Here is a 22,237-nt window from a genome sequence, read left to right on the forward strand (position 1 = left end):
GAATCAAAGTCGAAAGCGGAAACCACCGGTCCATCCACCAAAAAAACGCGGAAGTCCGAAGTGTTGCTCTCCCACATGGTGTCGCGCTCGTCTACAAGTCGTGGCTGCATTACTTGAGCGTACATTTAGGCAGCCGCAAAATTGTCTGGTCGAATCCCTGGAACCGTGCTTTCGTTGACGTACATGCAACTCCACCTGGGGGTCATATGAGACGCCGTTCGGATGCGAAGAGTGTTCGCCAGATCATTGCCTTCTCGCTCACGATTGCAGCTGCCATAGCGCTACTCCTGGTTCCCATCTACAACACAGTGAAACTGACGAATGACGGACCAGACGAAGTAGCTGCCTCAACACTGCTCGAGATCGTAGGACCCTACATCTTCGTGCCGTTGCTGATCCCCGTCGCACTGACCGGATTGCCTCTCCTACTGAGGGGACCGGCACAGAATTACGTGTCCGTCGCGACCACCGTTGCTCTCGCCATCTTCACCCTCATCGCTTCGGCAACCATTGGCTGGTTCTACGTGCCCGCCCTTGCGGCCGCCCTGGCCTCCATATTGGCCCCATCCAGAAAGCCGTGGAACACCAAAGATCCGTCCCTCATTGCGGGCCAGCCTTGAAACAATGCTGCCATTCCAAAGGCGAATGGCGGACGCCGTGACCGAGAAGAAGGCTTCGATGGCTCGGGAAGAATCCGCTCATGGACACCGCCGCGGCTGGCCAGGAACCCTGCTCTGGGCGCTGCTCATCGTTGCCTCCGTCGCACTCATGGTCATGGGACTGTGGCGAACTACGTTCTTCATCTACGCTCCCGAGCTGGCCCTGATTGAGCGTTCGAGAGTCGGCGGGCTGAATATCCTCGCAGGTTCGGCAGCCTCACTCGGGGCGGCAGGGTGGTCCATCGTCAGAAGGAGCCCACTATGGGTTGCGGCCTTCGTGGCAGCGCCTGCGGTCCTGGTAGGTGGCGCTGAGCTGGTGGATCCAAACAGCCTGATCCGGCACCTCGCAGCTATCGTGGCGTTCCCCTTCGCGTTCGCCGGACTGTATGCAGGGCTTCCGCCCCGGAAATCTCGAACCCCGAAGTAGGGTGCAACGCCCGCCGGGCCAGTCTGGCCCGGCGTGAGCCGGACTCGCTGCTTCCGGCGCGATAGGGCCGATCAGCCCGTCAAAAAATACGTCCGATCATCGTGATCCTGCCCATGTCGCTTGTGTAGATCGTCCCGGGAATTACCGTTCGTTCCGTCCCAAGCCACATCAAAACGCGGTCACGGTGCACGACGACCATTCCTGTCGCGCCGTTCGCGAGCAGTGCCCACCCGAGGACCGGGTGGCCATCGACGCGCACGCTGTGCGCGTGTTAACGCCAACCGAAAATGGGGCCAATAGCGCCAATTGAAACGGGGCCACGGGGTTGTGGTTCTATTGTGCCGTACTGACGTCGGGTTGGTGTTTTTTGAGCCGGTAGCTGTTGCCTTTGAGGCTGATGACATCGGCGTGGTGGACGATCCGGTCGATCATGGCCGAGGCGATGGTCAGGTCTCCGAATACGTCGCCCCAGCGGGCAAACGCGAGGTTGGACGTCAGGATCATGGAGGCGTGTTCGTAGCGGCTGGAGACGAGCTGGAAGAACAGGTTCGCGGCGTCCTGATCAAACGGGATGTAGCCGACCTCGTCGATTATGAGGAGCCCGTAGCGGCGCAGTTTGACCAGTTCCTGGGCAAGTTTCCCGCGGGAGTGGGCCTCCTGCAGTCGGGCAACCCAGCCGGTGGCGGAGTCGAAAAGAACCCGCTGCCCGGCCTTGGCTGCCTTGATGCCGATGCCGACCGCGAGGTGGGTTTTGCCGGTGCCGGGAGGCCCGAGCAGGACCACGTTCTTGGCCTCGGAGAGGAACACCCCGGTGCCCAGGTGCGCGATGAGGTTCCGGTCCGCGAAGGGCTGGTGATCGAAGTTGAACTCTTCGAGGTCCTTGTGGGCCGGGAACCTCGCGGCCTTGATCCGTGTCGCCGCGCCGGAGGCTTCGCGCTCGGAGACTTCACGGGAGAGGACCGCTGCCAGATACTCCTCATGGGACCAGCCGGCGTCCCTGGCCTGGTCCCCGAGCCGTCGGAACCCATCACTGATCCGCGGTGCCCGCAGGGCCCTGGCGTAGTACTCGATCTGTGACGGTGTCCCGGTCATGACGCCACCTCCAGAAGGGCCGGCTGCTGGCCGAGGTCGATGCCGAAAATCTCGTCGTAAGCGGCCAGATCCCGCACCTGCACCGCTTCCTCGGGTTCGGGGCGGTGCACTCTTTGGGTCCGGAAGTCCCGGCGCATCACCGCCGCGCGTGCCACGTGGGCGGGATCGGTCAGGACCAGGTGCCGGGCCCATACCCGGACGTGGGTGGCGATGATGACGCCGTCATGTGTGACCCAGACAGTGTCCAGATCAGCGGTGACATCCACGATCCGCCCAATGAACGAAGGGTCCACGGAATAGTCGTTGGAGAACACGCGCACGTAGTAATCCCGTGGCAGCCGCACGGCGTTGCGGAAGACGGCTTCCGGGGTCACCGGCGGCAGTTCCCGCATCCTCTCCCGGTCCAGGACGATCAGTTCGTCAGGGCGGCCGTGGCGGGACCGCGAGTACCGGTGATTTGCCTTGGGCAGCCAGTCCTCCAGCTGGCCGTTGAAATCCGCTGGGGAGCGGAAGTCCCGGCCCGGCATGAAGCGTTGCCGGAAGAACCTGTTCATCCGTTCGACCATGCCCTTGGACTCCGGATCCCGCGGCGGAAGCAGCTTGATTTCCAGTCCCAGGGACCCGGCGAACGCGGCCACAGGCTCCGTGGGCCGGCGCCTGCCGATGCCGGACTCGTTGTCCCACAGCAGCCGGGACGGAACCGCTTGCGCGTCCTGCAGCAGAGTCCACATTCCGCCCAGAAGATCCGGCGTCGTCCGTGACGGCAGCATCCGTGCCTGGATGAATCCCGAGAACGCCGAGGTCATCACCAGCACCTGTGGCGTGTCGTTCTGGCCCTCACCGACGGGCAGCGGCTCATGCGGGAACCATAGATCGCACTGAACCTGGAACCCCGGCTCGTGGACCAGGCGGTCGGCCGGGTCAGGCGGGGCGTATTCCGGCCGGATCGCGGCGACCTTCGCCCGGAACAGCGACGCGGAACCAGACCAGCCCACCCGCTCCGCCAGCGTCGCGGCCGGCATCGTCGGCGTCTTCACCAGCAACTCACGCACCCTGGGAGCAAACGCATCAAAACTCGATACTCCGGCTGCCCGCTGATACTTCGGCGCCCGGTCCGACTCCAGCGCCCGGTCCACCGTTCCGCGGGAAACTCCCACGATCCTGCCGATCTCACGTTTCGAGTGCTTGCCTGTCGAAAACAGGTGGCGTATCTCCGCCCAATCATCCAAATTGATCACCTTCCATAATGGTCGGTGGCCCTGTTTTCAAATGGCAGAACTGGTCCTGTTTTCGGTTGGCGTTAACAGCGCGGAGCCTTGGGCAATGCTGATAGACCTAGCGGTGTCGGCGAAAGCTGTGAGCATCCGTGTTCTGGCCAACTCGGTCAATTCGTCGGCAAGGGCTGTGATGAGGAACGAGGCGTGATAGGGGCCAGGCCGGTCGGGCTTGAAGGTCACTAGGCACTCGGATGCCTCGGCTCCGGCGCCCGGGCCTGAGGCGATAGCGAAGCGTGCGATGACGCCTTCGCCGCCTGCCGCTCGCGGCATGGGGGCGGTTAAATTGTTCGGCTCGATTCCCTGGGCCCCTGTGCCTGCGGCATATAAGCCGAAGGCTTCGAGTTCGGCTAAGAGACGCTCACGCAAGGAGAGGTGCTGCGAGATGTTGTCCCGGCGCCCGTACATCGATCCGCCCTGGCGCTATTCTCCAGCGGACTACCGTGCGATGGCCATCCCCTCCACGTTGACCCTCCAGGAATCGTCCGGCAGGGGATCCGCTTCGGGACGACGGAAAAGCTCTCGTCCTGTTGCCGTTGTGCCCGCGTGCCTGAGGCTGGCGTTGGTTGAATCCAAGGCGGTCGCGGACGAGTTTCTCGACGATTGTCTTTATCCGTTCGGTCTATCGAACATCTTTTTGGCACCGTGATCTGGTTCACTCAGCGGTCGGCCGCCCCGGTAATCGTAGGTGGAATCACCAGAGCGAAGGGCTACGTGGTGAACCTTTTCAGGACCAGGCGGTGCGGGCCACACCAGGAGCAGGTGCTCCTCCGTCGACTCCAGGGAAATGGTGTTGAATTCAGACAATCGGGCGCGCGCCATACAGCGGACCCTGTACCAGCCGGGTCCGGCTGTACTGAGTGGCGGCAGCGACGGAGTCTCGTTGAACCCATCCACGGCCAGCTGCCCTTTCGGGGCATGAATCGAGATGTCGACGGCCTCCTCCCAGCCATCGAGGGAGAACTCTGGCTCGGAGTCCAGCATCGACACGCCGACGGTGATGAAACCGGTATCGGTGCCGGTGAGGATGACCGCCCCGGCATCCAGGGGACATACGAGGCCGTCGCAGTCGTTCAGCTGCTGCGGGGAGGGAATCGTTGGAATGTTGTCGTCAACCAGACGAACACCGGTGATGGCGGTTCCTTCCAGAACTGGACCAGGTGCCGCTCAACCGGCGATTCCACGACCTCGTCAAAGGCTGTGTCCCGGCCGGTGGCATGAAGCCGGGCACGGTAGCTGCCCTTCTCATCGCCCGTAACCGTGCCGATATCCTTCATCTCCCAGCCTGTGGGCTCATTGAAGTAGGCCCGCCCCTCGGGGAACATCAGGGACACCTCGCGGATGTCTTCCCATCCGGACGTGGGTACCTCCGGTCTCGCACCGAGGATCTCCACCGTCAAGTCGACCGGCCCTGAATACACCCCGGTGGTAACCAACGGAATCCTCAGCGGCAAGTCCTGCCTCTCGCCACGCATCGACGCCTGCAGGGCAGCTACAGGGTCTGCCGGAGGAAAGGGCTCCACCACGAAATCCACGACATGGTGCCATGCCCTGATCACGAAAGCTGCCGATTCGATCACAGGCCCTGCCTTTCAAGCAATGTGGACACGGAACGTGCCTGCTTCAACTACCCGCATTGGAACATAAAGGACGCTGGCCAGTACAGAGCAAGTTCGGGCGTCTCAGGTTCCAAGTAAGTGACAGGACTGGGCAGAGTCATATGGCATGGGCTCCCCTATCCCCTCAGTTCGAAGGCCCGTCAGCCTTGGGCCAGCCAAGCCATGGCCTCGTTCCTGGACGTGAAGAAACGGCTGGGACACGCTGGCTTGTGGACGCCGAGGAACAAGGTGGCGATGACCCGGTCTACCGGGCTGGACCCCAGCAACGCAATCCGCGAGGCGGCGCAGGGGGTCGAGAATATCGATCGGGCATCCCGGCTGACAGCCTCCGTCATCGCCATGTCCACCAGCATTGGGTGTTCTGTGCCCCGGGAGACTTCGTTGACGGCCGCCCATGCCGCAAGGGCATCATCGGCTCCGATGGTGCCTTGGGGTTTCCAGATGACGTGGATGACGCCACCGGTCCTCAGCTCCACGGTGCCCTTGCCGCCTCCGATGGTGATGGGGCCCGCCAGGCTCATTCCGGTCGCCCCTGTCCGCCCCTGCACGTCCGGAAGTACACGCTGCCGGAGGTGCAGGGGCGGTGTTCGGGTCGATGCCTCGGCTGGTTCTTGTCGTGAGGTCATGAAGAAGTGAGGGTGGCGGCGTGCGACAGGGCCAGTTCGAAGCATTCCTCAACAGTGTCGTGGGAATGCAGGATCCGGTCCAAGCCGGTCAGTTCCAGCACCATCATGACCTGTGAACCTGCGCGCGCGATCCGGAGATCGCCTCCTGCTGAAAGTGCGGTTTTCAGGCCCGAGATCAGCGCTCCGAGACCGGTGGAGTCCATGAAGTCCGTGCCGGCCAGGTCCACGACAATGCGGGTCCGGCCATCCGAGTCGACGACGTGTGCCACCAGTTCCCGGAACCGGGTGCCGTGACCATGTTCAGTGGGCCGTTCACACGGATTACGGCCCCGTCATAGCCCGATGGTTCGACGTCGAACTGCATGTCTCTGAATTCTCCCTGTCGGTGGACCCAGGCCCACTTGGAAGCGCCCGGGTCGTTCTCTTCAGTCAATGCTCACAGCGAGAACGACCCGTTGGACGGTTCCCGCGCAAATCCTCGGGAAATCCTGTGCAAATGCCGGAACACCCCCTGTCGGCTCGGGACGCAGTCGAGGACTCCTGGCCACCGGCGCTCACGCCGGCGGCCCACTAAATTGGCATCAATATGCGGTGTGTCTAGCCTGCGGGTACCGAGACATCGGTGGGATCTAGCTCCGGACGGACACGCAAATACCTGACGGAGTGACGAAAAGCGTTCCCCGACCAAGCAACATCGGCCGAAATTTCCACGACGATAGGTTCCACCAGCGTTAGCGACACAGGCCCTTTGTCCTTGCTGAACCTGTTCAACATCGTTTCCGTGATTACCTCGGGCCACGGGTGCCGGCCCTGCGGCCGCTGAAGGTGCGCGGCCAGGTCCCTTGCAGCCTTCGCCGTCAGTGTTGTGGAGCGGCCGACGATCCGTAGCCGGCCCTTGACCGGCAGGCCCACCACGACGTACCCAGATCGGTCCATCGGGCCTATTACGGCACCACAGACCACATCTACAACGTCTCTGTGTTTCACCTTCAACCTTATCTGCACTTTCTGTGTGGCGGCAATGACTGCATGCCTCACGTAGGAGAAAGGGCGTCCATCTTCTGTGGACGCAGCAGCTGGCCACAGCCCGCTCCGGGATCTCTGGATAAACGACGGGGACGTCCTCAGAGAGGTCCCTGTTCCTCGTCTTCGACGCCCAGCCGCGCCGGAACTTCAACGTTCAATGGGTCGAGTCGACCGGTCCACAGGTCCGATGACGACCCCGCGACATCCAGCTCCGAAACATGCTTGGCGTTAAGCCCTAGCCCGCTTTGCGCTGGTTAGTCGATGCGCCAAACGATCGTCAGCCATTTCAAGGCTTTTATGTTTGCAGCAGGGTGCTGTGGATCTTAGGCGGAACTTTTGGTAGTCGGTCCCGGACGAGTTTGGGATTAGCCGACGGATAGAAGCACCGCCCAACACCCCGTAGGTGTTCAGCGTGAAAGTGCCTCTCCGACCCTCGCGGCCGCGCCGGTTAGGGGGCCCCGCAGTGACCCGTACCGGCGCGTTCAAGTCCGGTGAACTCTTTTCTGCACGTTTGTGCAAAGCCATTGCCCATATTTGCATCGTGTCCCAAGAATGGTTGAAGAAGGCGCCTCCGGGTGCGGAACAGAAACTGCAAGGGAGCAATTTTGGACAAGCACGATTCCGGGACCAACCAGGGTTCACCGGCAACACGGCAGATCGTCAGCGGCCTGCGGGCCCGGCCGCAGGCAAGGGTACTGGTCATCGGCGGGGGCATCAACGGGGTCGGCACGTTCCGGGACCTGGCACTGCCTGCGGTCTGGGCCTGACCGGCAGCGGCTCCGGCCAGGGCCAGACCGAGTGGGGCTTCCTGAGCGCCACCACCGGCTTGACCCACACCGACGAGAACCCTGGGGCACCAAGTTTGACTACGACGACCCCACGTTCCAGGACACCATCACCTGGTGGGCTGGCCTGATCGAGAAGGGCGACTTGCCCAAACTTGGAAACCACCGTGGGCGCCGGCCTGGCCGACAACTTCGGTGCCGGCAAGGCCGCCATCAACACCAGCGGCGACTGGCTGATCGGCCAGTACCAGACCTACAGGGGCGTCGAGACCGCTTTCGCCCCCACACCCAAGGGCCCCGACGGCAAACGCGCCAGCATGTTCAACGGCCTGGCCGACTCCATCTGGGCAGGCACCAAGAACCCGGCCGCCTCCATCAAATGGGTCGAATACCTCGCCTCCGCCAAATGCCAGGACACCGTGGCCAGCAAAGCCATAGTATTCCCCGCCATCACCAGCTCCTCCGAGAAAGCAGCCGAAGCATTCAAACGTCTCGGCCTTCACCACCCACGGCAAGGAAGGCACCACCTTCCTCTTCCCCATCGCCGACAAGCCGCCAAAGTTGATTGCATCATGAAGCCCGCGATGGACGCCGTGCTCTCCGGCAAGAAACCCGCCAGCTCCCTGACCGAAGCCAACAACCAGGTCAACGCCCTCTTCAAGTAGACCGCCCAACGTGACTGCGGAAGTAGCCGCAGTCACCCGCTCCGGATGCCGCCGCTTCTCCTCGCGGCGGCGGCATCCGGAGCTTTCCCCCACCGCCCATCATGCCGATGAGGCCCGCTCCCCTGGACAGGTCCCACCTCCCGGGAATCGCGGATGAAAGATAAAGAGCCAACCATGCCCCAACTGGACGGAAAACCTTCCACAGCACCCGCCGCGCCAACGCGGTTAACCGTCATTGGCGAATCCCTCGTCGACATCATCACCGGACAAGGGACCCCGGTGGAAGTGCGTCCCGGCGGGAGCCCCCTCAACGTCGCGGCCGCGTGCTCGCGGCTGGGCCTGCCAACCACCCTCATCACGCACTACGGGGCGGATGTGCACGGGCAGATGATCAATGCACAGCTTGCGGCCGACGGCGTCACGGTCATCAATGCCGGGACGGCCCCGACCAGCCGGGCAATCGCATTCCCGGATGCAGACGGCTCCTCGGATTACTTTTTTGACATCATCTGGGACATGTCCGTCGCCTCGATCCGGGCGGTGGCCGCCATCGAGGACTCCGCCCACGTGCACGCCGGGTCGATGGCCGCCGTTCTGGCACCAGGGAACGAGGCGGTGTACTCCCTGCTCCGTGGTGCCAGGGATCACGCGACAATCAGCTACGACACCTGCCGCCCGGCGATAAGCCCGGATGTCGGCCGCGCATGCAGGGAAGCGGAAAAATTCGTGCGCATCAGCGATATCGTCAAAGCCAGCGACAAGGACCTGTCGTGGCTTTATCCGGATATGACACTCGAGCAGGTCGTTAAGTCCTGGCTCAAGCTGGGACCATCCTTAGTCGTTGTCACCCGCGGCACCCAGTGCCTGGTCATCGCCACCGACGGGAATGTTCTCCGAATGCCCGCGAAGCTGACCGGCGTCGCGGACACCGCCGGGCCCGGGGATGCCTTCATGGCCGCACTCCTTGCAGGACTGCATCACCTCGATCTTCTTGGCCCGCCCGCCCGTAAACAGCTGGGCAATCTGTCATCAGACACACTCCGCCGCCTTGCTGTCGACGCCAACAAGGCATCAGCCGCCACCCTTTCACGTCCCGGCGCGAATCCGCCGTGGTCAGCGGAAATCGCCGCCCTGAAGCAGCTCGCGGGCTGACCGCGAGGAACGCCACGGATCCGGCCACCCGGCCTACCTCAAGACGCAACCCGATTCTTCGTGCCCTCTTTCCCAGGGGACGTTGCCTCCAAGCGCTTCACGAATGTCCGGATCTTCGATTTGTTCGGTGTAGCCGAATTACCCCAACCCGGCATGCACCTGCCCTACAACAACCCAACAACCCAACAACCGAGAAAGTACTTCCGATGCCCCATACACTAAACGTTGATCTGCGGTCATATCCGCACGGTTCCGAACTCCACAGCCAGGCGCTCAACTGGCTCTATGCCAATGGGTTCGACGCCTTCACGGTCCGCCAGGGCCCCGTTTACCTCACCGGAACCCACCTCACAGCGACTCTGGCCGATGCCACCGAGCGCACGGTAGCGATGAGGAGAGCGCCGGAGGAGTTCGGGCTGCGCAGGATCAGGCAGGGCATGGGCATGGTGTTCGGCCAGCCCCGCGGAGGCCCGGCGGTGCGGGCGTGAAGCCAGGCTTTGACGGCACGGAGCTGACTCCCTGCGGGACCCGCACATCAATGACCGGAGCCTGGGCAGAGCGGGCCGCTGCGGTCCCGCCGGCCGAACACGATGACCATCGGGCCTGCCGCCTGATACGACCAGCCACGAAAAAGGAACACACCATGGAAACGATGACCACAGCGGCGCAGGACAGGCCTCACACGGACAGGGCCCCCGCGCCCGTGAACCGGGCCCGGGTGTTGGTACCGGCACGTTGTTCAGCCTTCAGCAAAAGATCTGACGTTTGTTCTCGTCTGACTGTCCCGGGTGGAGATGACACCAAGTGAAGGCAATCCGTCGAATAACTGTCCGCACAGTCCTGCCCGCACCGATCGCTCCTCTGGCCCGGCTGGCAACCAATCTGCGCTGGTCCTGGCACCTGCCCACGCGCCAGCTGTTCGCCGGCCTGGATGCCGAAGTTTGGGAAGACAGCAAGCACGATCCGGTCACCTTCCTGGGCTCGGTCACCCGCGAGCGGCTGCAGCAGCTGGCCCAGGATCCCGCCGTCGTCGCCCGGGTGGCTTCCGCGGCCGAGGACCTGGACCGCTATCTGGAGGAGCCTCGCTGGTATCAGGGTCTGAGCGAGGCCGCACCCAAGTGCATCGCGTACTTCTCTCCCGAGTTCGGCGTCACCGAGGTGCTGCCCCAGTACTCCGGCGGCCTGGGCATTCTCGCCGGCGACCACCTCAAGGCGGCCTCGGACCTTGGCGTGCCCCTGATCGGCGTCGGTCTGCTCTACGAGGCCGGCTATTTCGAGCAGTCCCTCTCCCGGGACGCCTGGCAGCAGGAAAGCTACCCCGTGCTGGACCCGGACAACCTGCCGCTGACCCTGCTGCGCGAAACGGACGGCACTCCCGTGGTGGTCTCGCTGGCGCTGCCCGGCGGCAGGGCCCTGCATGCCTATATCTGGCGCGCGGATGTGGGCCGGGTGCCCCTGCTGCTGCTGGATTCCAATATTCCGCAAAATGACGACGAGGCCCGCGGCATCACGGACCGGCTCTACGGCGGCGGCGGGGGCCATCGGCTGCAGCAGGAACTGCTGCTGGGCATGGGCGGGGTGAAGGCGCTGCGCGTATACGCGCGGTTGACCGGCGGCACCGCTCCGGAGGTTTTCCACACCAATGAGGGCCACGCCGGTTTCCTGGGCATCGAACGCATCCACGAGCTGATGGATCCTGCCACGACCCCCGCGCCGTTGAGCTGGGAAGAGGCACTGACCGCAGGGCGGGCCTCAACCGTCTTCACCACCCACACCCCGGTTCCGGCCGGCATCGACCGCTTCCCCGCCGCGCAAATCCGGCACTTCTTTGAAGCCGGGCTGGCCCCGGGCGTGCCTCTGGAAAAGGTCCTGGCGCTGGGGGCGGAAAACTACGACGGCGGCGACCGCACCGTTTTCAACATGGCAGTGATGGGGCTGCGTCTGGCCCAGCGGGCCAACGGCGTCGCCAAGCTCCATGGCGTGGTGTCCCGCGGGATGTTCTCCGGGCTCTGGCCGGGCTTCGACCACAGCGAGGTGCCGATCACCTCGGTCACCAACGGCGTGCATGTGCCCACCTGGCTCGACCCGAAGCTCAGCGCGCTGGCCGCGGAACGCTTCGGCGCCAGCGTGCTCGACGGAACGGACTGGGAACGGGTCTATGACGTCCCGGACGAGGAGATCTGGGCGCTGCGCCGGGACCTGCGCGGCGCGCTCGTGCACGATGTGCGCCGTCGCCTGCGCGCGTCCTGGAAGAAGCGTGGTGCGGCGGACGCGGAGCTGGCCTGGACCAACAACGTGCTGGACCCGGACGTGCTGACCATCGGCTTCGCCCGAAGGGTGCCCACCTACAAGAGGCTCACCCTGATGCTGCGCGACCCGGCCCGGCTGAAAGCGCTTTTGCTCCATGAGACCCACCCGATACAGCTGGTGATTGCCGGCAAGTCCCACCCCGCGGATGACTCCGGCAAGAAGATGATCCAGGACCTGGTCCGGTTCACTGATGATCCGCAAGTGCGGCACAGGATCGCGTTTCTGCCCAACTACGACATCGCCATGGCCAGGACCCTGTTTCCGGGTTGTGACGTCTGGCTGAACAACCCGTTGCGCCCCCTGGAGGCGTGCGGCACTTCGGGCATGAAGGCCGCGATCAACGGCTCCCTGAACCTGTCCGTGATGGACGGCTGGTGGGACGAGCTCTACGACGGAGAGAACGGTTGGGCGATCCCGACCGCGGATCCTGGCGTCTCCGCGGACGAACGTGACGACATCGAGGCCTCGGCCCTGTACGGGCTGCTGGAAAACGAGGTGGCTCCCCGCTTCTACGGCCTGACTGTCTCCGCCGCGGCGGGGGCCGCCGGTCCATCGACGGCCGGCGAAAGGGGCGTGCCCACGCACTGGATCTCCATGGTCAAGCACACCCTGGCCACCCTGGGGCCGGCCGTCTCCGCCGAACGCATGATCCGGGACTACGTGTCCAAGCTCTACCAGCCGGCCGCCGTGGCCGGCCGTGCCTCCCGTGACCAGAGCTTCGCCCGGGCCAGGGAACTGGCGGCATGGACCGGCACCGTCCGGGCTGCGTGGCCGGAGGTGGCGGTGGAACACGTCGATTCGGACGGGGTTTCGGATGATCCGCAGATCGGGGACCTGCTCACCGTCAACGCTCACGTGGATCTGGGCGTGCTCTCACCCGCGGATGTCTGTGTCGAGGTGGCCTACGGCCGGGCACTGGAAACGGATGAACTCGTTGACACCTCAGTCGCGGAACTGGCCCACGAGGAAGAACTCGGCCGTGGCCGGTACCTGTTCAGCGGCAGCGTGGTCATCGACCACGCCGGCAGCTTTGGCTACACCGTCCGCGTACTCCCCAACCATGAAGCCCTCGCCGGCACCGCCGAACTGGGGCTGATCACAAACGCCTGACGCCAGCGAAGACGTCAATGACGTCACCACAAAACGGTGCGGCGGGAAGGCCCTAGGTCACATCCCGCTGCACCGTGCACGCACCGGTTCTCCTGTTTCTGCACGCCGTCCACGCCCGGCGACCACAACCGCCACCGCCGGCTGAACCGCATCAGTGCACCATCGCCCAACCAACCATTAGGACCAAGTAACGACCGACAAGGAAAACCAGGTAATGCAACACACCATTTACAGGCTTCCCCGCCTGCTCAGCGCGCTGACCGTAATCGGAGAATCTCTGGTGGAGTGCGTCAGCATGCCCAGGTCTTCCACCGGCCAGCCGCCCCGGAGGAAGCCCCCTCAACGTCGCCATCGGGGCCTCGCGCCTGGGCATGACCACAAACCTCGTCACCAACTACGGAGAAGAGCGGAGCGGGCAGCTAATCGACGACCATCTGTTGGCAAACAACGTCACCGTCATCAATGCGGGAAACCTGACCACCGGCCAAATGACCCTAACCGTTGACACTGGCGGGTCCGCGGTCCACCGGCTCGACAGTAGCCCGGGAGTGTCCATCGCAACCCTCCCTGCACTTGCCGCCATCGAGGACTCCACGCACGTCCACACTGGGTCGATGGCAACTTCACTGGAACCGGGCTCCACTGCTGTCTACTCGCTTCTCGCCGGGGCAAGAAGTCACGCGACAATCAGCTTTGACCCTAATTGCCTGCCCGGGCTCACCCCTAAGGTTGGCGACGCCCGGGCGAAGGTGGAGAAATTCGTGCGGATCAGCGACATTGTCAAAGCCAGCAGCGAGGACCTGTCCTGGCTCCACCCCCAAATGTCACTTGAAACAGCTGCGCGACAATGGCAGAGGATGGGCGCTGCAATCGTGATTGTTACCCGCGGCCACGAAAGCCCCGTCATCTGCACTGACAAGACCATCATCAGGCTCCGCACTGCCTCGAATCCGCTCCCAGACAGCGTCGGAGCCGAAGATTGCTTCATGGCAGGTCTCGTGGCAGGGCTGTATCAACTCGAGCTCCTCGGCGCACCGGCCCGCAAAGGGCTCAGAGTACTCTCCTCGGACACTTTGTTCGGGTTGGCCGCCTACGCCCACAGGGCGGCGGCCGTCGCCTGCTCCCGCCCCGGCGTCACCCCCTGGACGCATGGGACCCGCCAGCCCGCGGCAGCTGGAGCGTGCGACGAGATCAGTACTTTGAATTCAGTGCCTTCACCGGCCAAAGCCGTCATGGCATCCGGTATCCACACCACCCTCAGCTGCGATCCTCAACGACGCTCCACCGCAGCTCACCGCCCAGCGAGTCTCTCTCGCCACGGGACCAGTCACTGTTGTCTGCCAGTCCCGCCCCATCTAGAGCCGTATGGGCCCTCGGCCAGGTACGACTTCTTCCTTTGAGCTAGGACCTTCAATGCCTATTCCAGCTGGACAATCCACCAATTCCGACGCTGACAACACATCAATCAGCCAGCCTCTTCGCTTTGGCATTGTCGGACCCACACGAAGCAGCGCCATTTCGGCATTGCCTGACACGGAGCGTTCCAGACGGCGTGAAGGCGGCCAGCGGATTGTCGCGGGCTGGTCGGAAGAGAATTCAGTGTGGGGTTTCGCCCTTTACATGGGAATTGATGAATCAGCGGCCCGATCAGCCGGCACATCGGTGTGTGCGCTGGTCCGTGACATACGTGCTTTTGGTCAGTCCCTGGTACCGGGGCTGGAATGCCACGCAGCCGTGGCGCTTGGCCCTGCCAATGCCCCTGGAGGGGCTTTGAAGAGCGTGTTCTCAGCGCTCGGTCACCCGATGCAACCGGCTGCGCCTGCGACGGATGCGGCCGACCGGGGTCGGGGCGGGCTGCGCAGGCCTGAGGGCATACGCATTGATGTCTCGGGGCGGCGCGTGTATCTGGACGGGGACCCCGTGCGCCTGACACGCGTGGAGTTTAGCCTCATGGCTTACCTCATAGGGGCCAGTTTGCGCGCCGTCGGCCGGGATGAACTTCTGCGCCATATCTGGGGCGACAGTGTCGCAGTGCCGGCCGATCGCACGATCGATGTCCACATCCGCCGCCTTCGGAATAAACTGGGGCGATTCGCCATGGCAATCCGGACGGAACGAGGGGCCGGTTACCGTTTCCACGCTCATCCGGAAATTATCGTGTTCACGCCCGACTACGTGATCTAGACACATCAGCGCGGCGACTGCCCGCTGCCCGGTAGCGGGTTTCGCGGCTGCTGCCCTCCCGGCTAGCAGCAGGCCAAGCCCAATGATCCGTTCGGACCCCCGGCGCGGACATCCTTACGGGAGCACAAACGAAGACAGCCAATACCGACCATCGCCATCCACGCTCCCGGACCACCCCGCGCTCCGGGTCATCCACAACCAATCTGCGATCCACGGGCTGGCCACCATAGACCCGGAACAGAGGTCGCCGGAGTCCTTCAGCGCGTGGACGGGCCGGAACCCGGCCAGATCCGTTGACGGCATGGCCATCTAGGCGGCGAAATAGCTGCGGGCGGGAGCGGCCCTAGCTCCAGCGGTCTTCGGCCCCGGCATTTGCGGATGCGTGGTTCGTGTCGAGGTCAACGCGGACAACCGCGGCCAGGTCACGGACCCACTGAGGCATGGACGACGGGTAGCGGCCGTCAAAGTCTTGCCAGGAGTCAAAGGTATGGGTCCGTTGCTCCGCCGGCCAAGCGTGCGCTCTGCAGGATTCGGGGCCACCGGCCGTCGCTGACCTGCCACCACACGCGCAGGTCAGCCGGAACGAATTCCAGGGACGGCTCAACGGGTGTGCCAGTACCGGCTCAGCGTCGCTGAGGTCCCAGCGGCGCTCCAGAGAACGTTCGGCGGTGATCTTGGCCAGGGTCAGCTTCATTCTGACTTCCCGAGGTCGTTGAACTGGACGATCGTGGGCATGGCGAAGAACTCGTCGTCCGTAACCCAGAGGGCAACGTTGTGTCCGATCAGGCCGCTCAGTTCCTTGCTCAGTGCAGTGGGCTCAGAGGTGTTGCTCGGCGGCGTGTAGGCGTTGCCGCGGCGGGCGAACTGGCCGTCCCAGCCGGTGGCGTAGCCGACGATGTCGCAGAATCCGCGACCGATGAATCGTGGTTGCCGAGTAGGCGCGGAGCCGGCGGTGATGCCGGTGGCGTTGTTCGCGGCCGGGTGCCGGTCTGTCATCTGACTGTACGTGGCATGGGCGCAGTGGGTGATCAGGTCGGGCGGGACGCCCAACCTGGGCAGCCACTGCACTGCGCGGGCTGCCGCCCGGTGTGCCTGAGACCGGACCGGCCCGGATAACTGATGATCTCGCCCAACACCCCGTAGTTGTTCAGCATGAAAGTGCCTCTCCGACCCCCGCGGCCGCGGCGGTTAGGGCCCCTAAGTGACCCGTACCGGCGCGTTCAAGTCCGGCGAACTCTTTTCTGCACGTTTGTGCAAAGCCATTGCCCATATTTGCATCGTGTCCCAAGAATGGTTGAAGAAGGCGCCTCCGGGTGCGGAACAGAAACTGCAAGGGAGCAATTTTGGACAAGCACAATTCCGGGACCAACCAGGATTCACCGGCAACACGGCAGATCGTCAGCGATCTGCGGGCCCGGCCGCAGGCAAGGGTACTGGTCATCGGCGGGGGCATCAACGGGGTCGGCACGTTCCGGGACCTGGCACTGCAGGGGGTCGATGTGGCCCTGGTCGAACGCGGGGACTACTGCCAGGGCGCGTCCGGCGCCTCGTCCCACATGATCCACGGCGGGATCCGTTATCTGGAAAACGGTGAGTTCCGGCTGGTCCGGGAATCCGTGCGGGAGCGCAACGGGCTGCTCAGGATCGCCCCGCACTATGTAAAGCCGCTCAAAACCACCATCCCGGTCTTCAGCACCTTCTCCGGCGTGCTGGCCGCCCCGCTGCGGTTCCTGACCCACAGACAGCACGGCAAGCCCAAGGAACGCGGCGCTTTCCTGATCAAGGTCGGGCTGAGCCTGTATGACCTGTTCTCCCGCGACGGCGGCACGGTGCCCCGGCATGAGTTCAAGGGACGCACCAAAGCCCTGGCGGAACTGCCCGGCCTCCATCCCGGCATCAAATACACCGCCACCTACTTCGACGCGTCCGTGCACAATCCGGAGCGGCTCACCCTGGACGTCCTGCAGGACGGGCTGCAGGCCGGGGCAGCGGCCGGCGGGACCACGGCGCGCGCCGCCAATTACGTCAGCGTCGTAGGAACTTCGGAGGACGGTGTCCTGATCCGCGATGAACTCACCGGTGAGCTGTTTACCTTCAACGCCGATGTCATCGTCAACACGACCGGCGCCTGGGCCGACCGGACCAATGAAGCGCTGGGTTCGCCCTCGGAGTTCATGGGCGGGACCAAGGGATCGCATATCGTGCTGGATCACCCCGGGCTCCTGGACGCCTGCAATGGCAGGGAAATCTTTTTCGAGCACACCGACGGCCGGATCGTGCTGATCTACCCCATGGGCGACCGGGTGCTGGTCGGCACCACGGACATCGTCGCGGACATGAACGAGGACGCCGTCTGCACCGATGAGGAGATCACGTACTTCTTCGACCTGATCCAGCACGTCTTTCCCGGAATCGGGATCAGCCGCGAGAGCATCGTCTACAGTTTCTCCGGCGTACGGCCCCTGCCCCGCAGCGACGCATCCGAGCCCGGCTTTGTCTCCCGCGATTACCGCATTGAGCGCAGTGACCGTGAAACCTCCGGGACGACGGTCACCACGCTGTCGCTAGTGGGCGGCAAGTGGACCACGTTCCGGGCCCTGTCGGAGCATATGACCAATGATGTGCTCCACCTCCTGGGCGAAACGCGCCGGGTGTCGACGGCGGGGCTGCCCATCGGCGGCGGCGCCGACTTCCCGGGCACCGGGACGGAAATCCGGCAATGGATCACGGACCACACGAATAACACCCTTGACGCCTCACGGGTCGACGTTCTGTTGACCCGCTACGGAACCCGGGCCGCCGCCGTGATCGATTACCTCAACGCCGGCCCGGACCGGGTGCTGGACTCCACCCCGGAACTGAGCATCCGCGAAATCGGATACATGGCCGGGCATGAGCAGATCGGCCACCTGATCGACGTGCTGATCCGGCGCACCTCACTGGCCTTCCGCGGACTGGTCACCACCGAACTCCTGGCCGAACTCGCGCAGGCCCTGGCGGGACCCCTGGGATGGGATCCGGCCCGGGCGGCAGCGGAAATCACGCACGCCGGCGATGTTCTGCACCGGCTCCACGGAGTGCAGGTACACAGCCTGACCACCTCACCCCAGGCCTGACCGTCCGGCACACAGCCGCGTACGCGCCCAGCGGCGTACCAGGATTGGACCGCGCCTTTTTGCGACGGTCCGAGAAGGCAGGGGGCGGGCCATTGCGATGCCCCCTGCCGCTTTACCGGCCGGTCACCACCCGGGACCGGCCGACAACAGAATACATATGGAGTCAAAGATGTCTCTTGGCATTATTTTCCTGTCCGAATTATTCGGCACCGCGATGCTGACACTGCTCGGCTGCGGTGTCGTCGCCAACGTCGCCCTGAAAGGAACAAAGGGCAATTCCGGCGGGTTCCTGATGGTCACCTGGGGCTGGGGCATCGCCGTCTTCGCCGGCGTCTTCATCGCCGCCAAATCAGGCGCCCACCTCAACCCGGCCGTCACGCTGGGCCTGATTCTGAATGGCAGGAAGGAATTCGTCCCGGGGATCCCCGTCGATTTCCTCTCGACCACCACCTATTTCGGCGGCGAACTGACCGGCGCGTTCCTGGGTGCCGTCGTCTGCTGGATCGCCCACAAGCAGCACTTCGACGCCGAGCCGCTGGCGGCCAGCAAACTGGCGGTGTTCTCCACCGGACCGGCCATCCGCTCGGCCGGCTGGAACCTGGCCACGGAGATCATCGGGGCCTTCGTGCTGGTCTTCGTCATCCTGACCTTCGGAGGCTCGCCCTCCGGACTCGGCCCGCTGGCGGTGGCCCTGCTGGTCGTCGGCATCGGCGTGTCCCTCGGCGGACCCACCGGCTACGCCATCAACCCCGCCCGTGACCTGGGGCCCCGCATCGCCCACGCGCTGCTCCCCATCAAGGGCAAGGGCAAAAGCGACTGGTCATACTCCTGGATCCCCGTCGCCGGACCCCTGGCCGGCGGAAGCCTGGCAGGGATCGCGGCCGCCGCCCTGCCCATCGTTTTCACCGCCACCCCCTAGCCATCACCGCAGCAACCATCCACGGCAACAACACTCATTCACCACGACAAGGAAGTCATCATGAACCAGTACGTCATTGCCATCGATCAGGGCACCACCAGCTCCCGCGCCATCATTTTTGACCACAGCGGAAACATCGTCTCCAGCGGCCAGAAGGAACACGAACAAATCTTTCCCCAGGCCGGCTGGGTGGAACACAACCCCGTTGAAATCTGGGACAACATCCGCGAGGTCATCGGCTCGGCGCTGTCCAAGGCCAACCTGACCCGCCACGACATCGCCGCGGTGGGCATCACCAACCAGCGCGAAACCGCCGTCGTCTGGGACAAGAACACCGGCGCCCCGGTCTACAACGCCATCGTCTGGCAGGACACCCGCACCCAGGACATCGTCGACAAACTCGCCGCCGACGGCGGCGTCGACCGTTTCAAACACAAGGTCGGCCTGCCCCTGGCCACGTACTTCTCCGGCACCAAGATCAAATGGATCCTGGACAACGTCGACGGCGCAAGGGCCAAGGCCGAAGCCGGGGACCTGCTCTTCGGCACCACGGACTCCTGGGTGACCTGGAACCTGACCGGCGGCAGCACCGACGGCGGCATTCACATCACCGACGTCACCAACGCCTCCCGCACCCTGTTCATGGACCTGGAAACGCTGGCCTGGGATGAAGACATCCTGGAAGTTTTCGGTGTGCCCGGGTCCATGATGCCCGAAATCAGGTCCTCCTCCGAGGTCTACGGCACCGTCCACACCTCCCAGCTGCTGCGCGGAGTGCCCATTTCCGGCATCCTCGGCGACCAGCAGGCAGCCACCTTCGGCCAGGCCGCGTTCGACCAGGGTGAAGCCAAAAACACCTACGGCACCGGCTGCTTCCTCATCTTCAACACCGGCGAGGAAATCGTCCACTCCAAGAACGGACTGCTGACCACCCTCGGCTACCAGCTCGGCGACGCGGCGCCGCACTACGCGCTGGAAGGATCCATCGCCGTCACCGGATCCCTGATCCAGTGGCTGCGGGACAACCTCGGCATGATCAGCAGCGCCCCCGAAGTGGAAACCCTCGCGGCCGCCGTCAAGGACAACGGCGGCGTCTACATCGTCCCGGCGTTCTCCGGACTCTTCGCCCCGTACTGGCGTTCCGACGCCCGCGGCGCCATCGTGGGCCTGACCCGGTTCGTCAACAAAAACCACATCGCCCGCGCGGCGCTCGAAGCCACCGCCTTCCAGACCAGGGAGGTGCTCGACGCCGTCAACGCCGATTCCGGCGTCCCGCTCACGGAACTGAAGGTCGACGGCGGCATGGTCGCCAACGACGCCCTCATGCAGTTCCAGGCGGACATCCTCGGCGTGGCCGTCGTCCGTCCGAAGGTCGTGGAAACCACAGCCCTGGGTGCCGCCTATGCGGCCGGCCTGGCCGTGGGATTCTGGAAGGACCTGGGCGAGCTCACCGCCAACTGGGGCGAGGACAAGCGCTGGACACCGAAAATGGACGACGCCGAGCGTTTCCGCCAGCTCCGCCTCTGGAAAAAGGCCGTCACCAAATCCATGGACTGGGTAGACGAGGATGTGAAGTAGGGCCCGGCCGCCCCCGCCAGACAGCGGCGGCGGCCGGGAGCCTATTCCGTGCAGGTGGCGCCTGCGGGCCGCCACCTGCACGCCCTCGCGCCGGAAACCGGCCCAAAGGCCGGCGCTCCAGTTGCCAAGGCTTCCGGCAACGGCCCCGCCCAGGAACACAGATCCGCCGCACGCTGACCGCCACGCATCCCCCCACTACCGTTCAAGAATGAGGTCGCTATGTCCGACGCTTCCAGATCAACCCGCTATTCAATCCTGTCCCCGGCGCTGGCCGTGGGCGACGACGAACCCGACCGGAACCTGGCGCTGGAACTCGTCCGCGTGACCGAAGCGGCCGCCATTGCCGGTGGCCACTGGGTCGGATTCGGCGACAAAAACAAGGCCGACGGCGCTGCCGTGGACGCCATGCGTTCCCTGCTGTCCACCGTCCATTTCAACGGCGTCGTCGTCATCGGTGAAGGCGAAAAGGACGAAGCGCCCATGCTGTACAACGGTGAGCACGTCGGTGACGGCACCGGCCCCGAATGTGACGTCGCCGTGGACCCCATCGACGGAACCCGCCTGGCTGCCCTGGGCATCAACAACGCCCTCGCCGTCCTTGCCGTGGCCGAGCGCGGCACCATGTTCGATCCCTCCGCCGTCTTCTATATGGAGAAGCTGGTCACCGGGCCGGAAGCCGCGGACGTCGTGGACCTGCGGCTGCCGGTCAAGCAGAACCTGCACCTCATCGCCAAGGCCAAGGGCGTCAAAACTAACCAGCTCAACGTCATGGTCCTGGACCGCGACCGCCACCGCGGGCTGGTGGAGGAAATCCGCGAGGCCGGTGCCCGAACCAAATTCATCATGGATGGCGACGTCGCCGGCGCGATCGCGGCCGCGCGCTCCGGCACCGGGGTCGACGCGCTTATGGGAATCGGCGGAACGCCGGAAGGGATCGTAACAGCCTGCGCCATCAAGACGCTCGGCGGCGTGATCCAGGGCCGGCTGTGGCCGACTAACGATGACGAGAAGCAGAAGGCCATCGACGCCGGCCATGACCTGGACCGCGTCCTTTCCACGAACGACCTCGTCACCGGCGACAACTGCTACTTCGCGGCCACCGGTATCACAGACGGCGACCTCCTCCGGGGTGTCCGCTACGCCAAGGACAAGGTGCTGACCCAGTCGATCGTGATGCGGTCCAAATCAGGCACCGTCCGCTTCGTCGGCGGCGAGCATCAGGCCCACAAGTGGGAATCCTATTCCCGCCAGAGCTAGCCACTGAACCTCAACAGGCGACGCATTCCAACCGGACTGCGTCGCCTGGTGAGTTCCGTGCGTCATTGCGGAGTTTTCGCAGAGCCGGCGGGTGGGCTGGCAGCGACCGTAGACAAACAGATTGGCCTGTGAACTCGCCGGCATCGAATATTGACGACGCCGATCAACGGTTAGTGGCCCAGCCATGTCGATGGAGCTGCCCTCTGACCGCGCGATCCGTGCGGCGCATGAGCGGCTAGAAGCAGGCGACTTGCGCGGAAGGCTCGTACTCGACTTCAGCGGCTTAACTGCGGTTAACCTCCAAAGCGGCCTTAGCCTTGATCCACCGATCTGCCTGGTTGGATGATCTGATTCCGGTTTCGGCGGTTTTTCGGGCTGAGGGCGTGCCGGAGCGCCGGGCCTCGCTGCCGTTGGGTGTTCCACTGGTGGTTCCTGGTT

19 protein-coding genes and 2 pseudogenes are annotated in these 22,237 nt (G+C 64.3%); 13 read left to right on the forward strand and 8 right to left on the reverse strand.

Features of this window, described 5'->3' with window-relative positions; translation table 11 throughout:
• Nucleotides 1-206 precede the first annotated feature (206 nt).
• Together J7I89_RS00700 and J7I89_RS00705 are read left to right on the forward strand one after the other, a co-directional pair.
• A complete protein-coding gene (locus tag J7I89_RS00700; RefSeq protein WP_214966499.1) occupies nucleotides 207-620 on the forward strand; it encodes a hypothetical protein in 414 nt (137 codons plus the stop codon).
• A gap of 37 nt (nucleotides 621-657) precedes the next feature.
• Nucleotides 658-1,086 (forward strand): hypothetical protein, encoded by a 429-nt coding sequence (locus tag J7I89_RS00705; protein WP_308159770.1) that lies wholly within the window; start codon nucleotides 658-660, stop codon nucleotides 1,084-1,086.
• Between the two features lie 333 nt (nucleotides 1,087-1,419).
• Here J7I89_RS00705 and istB read toward each other — a convergent pair whose 3' ends face one another.
• The 6 genes from istB to J7I89_RS00735 form a co-directional block, all read right to left on the reverse strand.
• On the reverse strand, nucleotides 1,420-2,178 hold the full coding sequence (gene istB / locus J7I89_RS00710; protein ID WP_214966501.1) for an IS21-like element helper ATPase IstB: 759 nt from the start codon (nucleotides 2,176-2,178) through the stop codon (nucleotides 1,420-1,422).
• The gene (gene istA, locus J7I89_RS00715) at nucleotides 2,175-3,416 is read right to left on the reverse strand and encodes an IS21 family transposase (protein WP_214966503.1); all 1,242 of its coding nucleotides are present in this window, start codon (nucleotides 3,414-3,416) and stop codon (nucleotides 2,175-2,177) included. Before istA ends, istB begins: the two co-directional genes overlap by 4 nt.
• 27 nt (nucleotides 3,417-3,443) lie before the next feature.
• The gene (locus J7I89_RS00720; protein WP_214966504.1) at nucleotides 3,444-3,860 is read right to left on the reverse strand and encodes a hypothetical protein; all 417 of its coding nucleotides are present in this window, start codon (nucleotides 3,858-3,860) and stop codon (nucleotides 3,444-3,446) included.
• A 665-nt stretch (nucleotides 3,861-4,525) separates the two neighbouring features.
• Nucleotides 4,526-4,987 carry a hypothetical protein gene (locus J7I89_RS00725; protein ID WP_214966505.1) on the reverse strand — a complete coding sequence of 154 codons (462 nt, stop codon included), beginning with the start codon at nucleotides 4,985-4,987 and terminating at the stop codon, nucleotides 4,526-4,528.
• A gap of 224 nt (nucleotides 4,988-5,211) precedes the next feature.
• A complete protein-coding gene (locus tag J7I89_RS00730; RefSeq protein WP_214966506.1) occupies nucleotides 5,212-5,592 on the reverse strand; it encodes an STAS/SEC14 domain-containing protein in 381 nt (126 codons plus the stop codon).
• Between the two features lie 101 nt (nucleotides 5,593-5,693).
• On the reverse strand, nucleotides 5,694-5,966 hold the full coding sequence (locus J7I89_RS00735; RefSeq protein WP_308159771.1) for an STAS domain-containing protein: 273 nt from the start codon (nucleotides 5,964-5,966) through the stop codon (nucleotides 5,694-5,696).
• A gap of 1,362 nt (nucleotides 5,967-7,328) precedes the next feature.
• On the opposite strand from J7I89_RS00735, the gene J7I89_RS00740 reads away from it, so the two are divergent.
• From J7I89_RS00740 to J7I89_RS00770, 7 genes and pseudogenes are all read left to right on the forward strand, one after another.
• A complete protein-coding gene (locus J7I89_RS00740; RefSeq protein WP_214966533.1) occupies nucleotides 7,329-7,490 on the forward strand; it encodes a hypothetical protein in 162 nt (53 codons plus the stop codon).
• Nucleotides 7,478-8,173: pseudogene (locus tag J7I89_RS00745) on the forward strand (extracellular solute-binding protein); the annotation flags it as partial. The gene J7I89_RS00740 and the pseudogene J7I89_RS00745, both read left to right, overlap by 13 nt.
• Before the next feature lie 174 nt (nucleotides 8,174-8,347).
• Nucleotides 8,348-9,325: a PfkB family carbohydrate kinase gene (locus J7I89_RS00750; RefSeq protein ID WP_251044725.1), complete on the forward strand. Its 978-nt coding sequence runs from the start codon at nucleotides 8,348-8,350 to the stop codon at nucleotides 9,323-9,325.
• 206 nt (nucleotides 9,326-9,531) lie between these two features.
• Nucleotides 9,532-9,813: a hypothetical protein gene (locus J7I89_RS00755; RefSeq protein WP_214966508.1), complete on the forward strand. Its 282-nt coding sequence runs from the start codon at nucleotides 9,532-9,534 to the stop codon at nucleotides 9,811-9,813.
• A gap of 316 nt (nucleotides 9,814-10,129) precedes the next feature.
• The gene (gene glgP, locus J7I89_RS00760) at nucleotides 10,130-12,745 is read left to right on the forward strand and encodes an alpha-glucan family phosphorylase (RefSeq protein ID WP_214966509.1); all 2,616 of its coding nucleotides are present in this window, start codon (nucleotides 10,130-10,132) and stop codon (nucleotides 12,743-12,745) included.
• Between the two features lie 332 nt (nucleotides 12,746-13,077).
• A pseudogene (locus J7I89_RS00765) lies at nucleotides 13,078-14,145 on the forward strand (carbohydrate kinase family protein); the annotation flags it as partial.
• 13 nt (nucleotides 14,146-14,158) lie between these two features.
• A complete protein-coding gene (locus tag J7I89_RS00770; protein ID WP_214966510.1) occupies nucleotides 14,159-14,929 on the forward strand; it encodes a winged helix-turn-helix domain-containing protein in 771 nt (256 codons plus the stop codon).
• Between the two features lie 343 nt (nucleotides 14,930-15,272).
• On the opposite strand, the gene J7I89_RS00775 is transcribed toward J7I89_RS00770, so the two are convergent.
• Both J7I89_RS00775 and J7I89_RS00780 read right to left on the reverse strand, forming a co-directional pair.
• Complete coding sequence (locus tag J7I89_RS00775; RefSeq protein WP_214966511.1) at nucleotides 15,273-15,623, reverse strand: hypothetical protein; 351 nt, start codon at nucleotides 15,621-15,623, stop codon at nucleotides 15,273-15,275.
• On the reverse strand, nucleotides 15,620-15,925 hold the full coding sequence (locus tag J7I89_RS00780; protein WP_214966512.1) for a hypothetical protein: 306 nt from the start codon (nucleotides 15,923-15,925) through the stop codon (nucleotides 15,620-15,622). The genes J7I89_RS00775 and J7I89_RS00780 overlap by 4 nt, the downstream gene beginning before the upstream one ends.
• Nucleotides 15,926-16,272: 347 nt before the next feature.
• Here J7I89_RS00780 and J7I89_RS00785 point away from each other — a divergent pair, with 347 nt between their 5' ends.
• The 4 genes from J7I89_RS00785 (at nucleotide 16,273) to glpX (ending at nucleotide 21,799) form a co-directional block, all read left to right on the forward strand.
• Nucleotides 16,273-18,045 carry a glycerol-3-phosphate dehydrogenase/oxidase gene (locus J7I89_RS00785; protein WP_214966513.1) on the forward strand — a complete coding sequence of 591 codons (1,773 nt, stop codon included), beginning with the start codon at nucleotides 16,273-16,275 and terminating at the stop codon, nucleotides 18,043-18,045.
• A gap of 169 nt (nucleotides 18,046-18,214) precedes the next feature.
• Complete coding sequence (locus J7I89_RS00790; RefSeq protein WP_214966514.1) at nucleotides 18,215-18,964, forward strand: MIP/aquaporin family protein; 750 nt, start codon at nucleotides 18,215-18,217, stop codon at nucleotides 18,962-18,964.
• A 60-nt stretch (nucleotides 18,965-19,024) separates the two neighbouring features.
• Nucleotides 19,025-20,542: a glycerol kinase GlpK gene (gene glpK, locus J7I89_RS00795; protein ID WP_214966515.1), complete on the forward strand. Its 1,518-nt coding sequence runs from the start codon at nucleotides 19,025-19,027 to the stop codon at nucleotides 20,540-20,542.
• Between the two features lie 219 nt (nucleotides 20,543-20,761).
• Nucleotides 20,762-21,799 (forward strand): class II fructose-bisphosphatase, encoded by a 1,038-nt coding sequence (gene glpX, locus J7I89_RS00800; RefSeq protein ID WP_214966516.1) that lies wholly within the window; start codon nucleotides 20,762-20,764, stop codon nucleotides 21,797-21,799.
• Nucleotides 21,800-22,237 lie beyond the last annotated feature (438 nt).

It is taken from the genome of Arthrobacter sp. ISL-5, assembly GCF_018613835.1.
Taxonomy (GTDB): Bacteria; Actinomycetota; Actinomycetes; order Actinomycetales; family Micrococcaceae; genus Arthrobacter.

What these genes read in the sequence shown, in the direction of transcription:
- J7I89_RS00700 (WP_214966499.1), top strand. Translation starts at nt 207, where the DNA reads ATGAGACGCCGTTCGGATGCGAAGAGTGTTCGCCAGATCATTGCCTTC.
- istB (WP_214966501.1), bottom strand. Translation starts at nt 2,178, where the DNA reads ATGACCGGGACACCGTCACAGATCGAGTACTACGCCAGGGCCCTGCGG.
- J7I89_RS00720 (WP_214966504.1), bottom strand. Translation starts at nt 3,860, where the DNA reads ATGTACGGGCGCCGGGACAACATCTCGCAGCACCTCTCCTTGCGTGAG.
- J7I89_RS00730 (WP_214966506.1), bottom strand. Translation starts at nt 5,592, where the DNA reads ATGAGCCTGGCGGGCCCCATCACCATCGGAGGCGGCAAGGGCACCGTG.
- J7I89_RS00750 (WP_251044725.1), top strand. Translation starts at nt 8,348, where the DNA reads ATGCCCCAACTGGACGGAAAACCTTCCACAGCACCCGCCGCGCCAACG.
- J7I89_RS00755 (WP_214966508.1), top strand. Translation starts at nt 9,532, where the DNA reads ATGCCCCATACACTAAACGTTGATCTGCGGTCATATCCGCACGGTTCC.
- J7I89_RS00770 (WP_214966510.1), top strand. Translation starts at nt 14,159, where the DNA reads ATGCCTATTCCAGCTGGACAATCCACCAATTCCGACGCTGACAACACA.
- J7I89_RS00775 (WP_214966511.1), bottom strand. Translation starts at nt 15,623, where the DNA reads ATGAAGCTGACCCTGGCCAAGATCACCGCCGAACGTTCTCTGGAGCGC.
- J7I89_RS00780 (WP_214966512.1), bottom strand. Translation starts at nt 15,925, where the DNA reads ATGACAGACCGGCACCCGGCCGCGAACAACGCCACCGGCATCACCGCC.
- J7I89_RS00790 (WP_214966514.1), top strand. Translation starts at nt 18,215, where the DNA reads ATGTCTCTTGGCATTATTTTCCTGTCCGAATTATTCGGCACCGCGATG.
- glpK (WP_214966515.1), top strand. Translation starts at nt 19,025, where the DNA reads ATGAACCAGTACGTCATTGCCATCGATCAGGGCACCACCAGCTCCCGC.
- glpX (WP_214966516.1), top strand. Translation starts at nt 20,762, where the DNA reads ATGTCCGACGCTTCCAGATCAACCCGCTATTCAATCCTGTCCCCGGCG.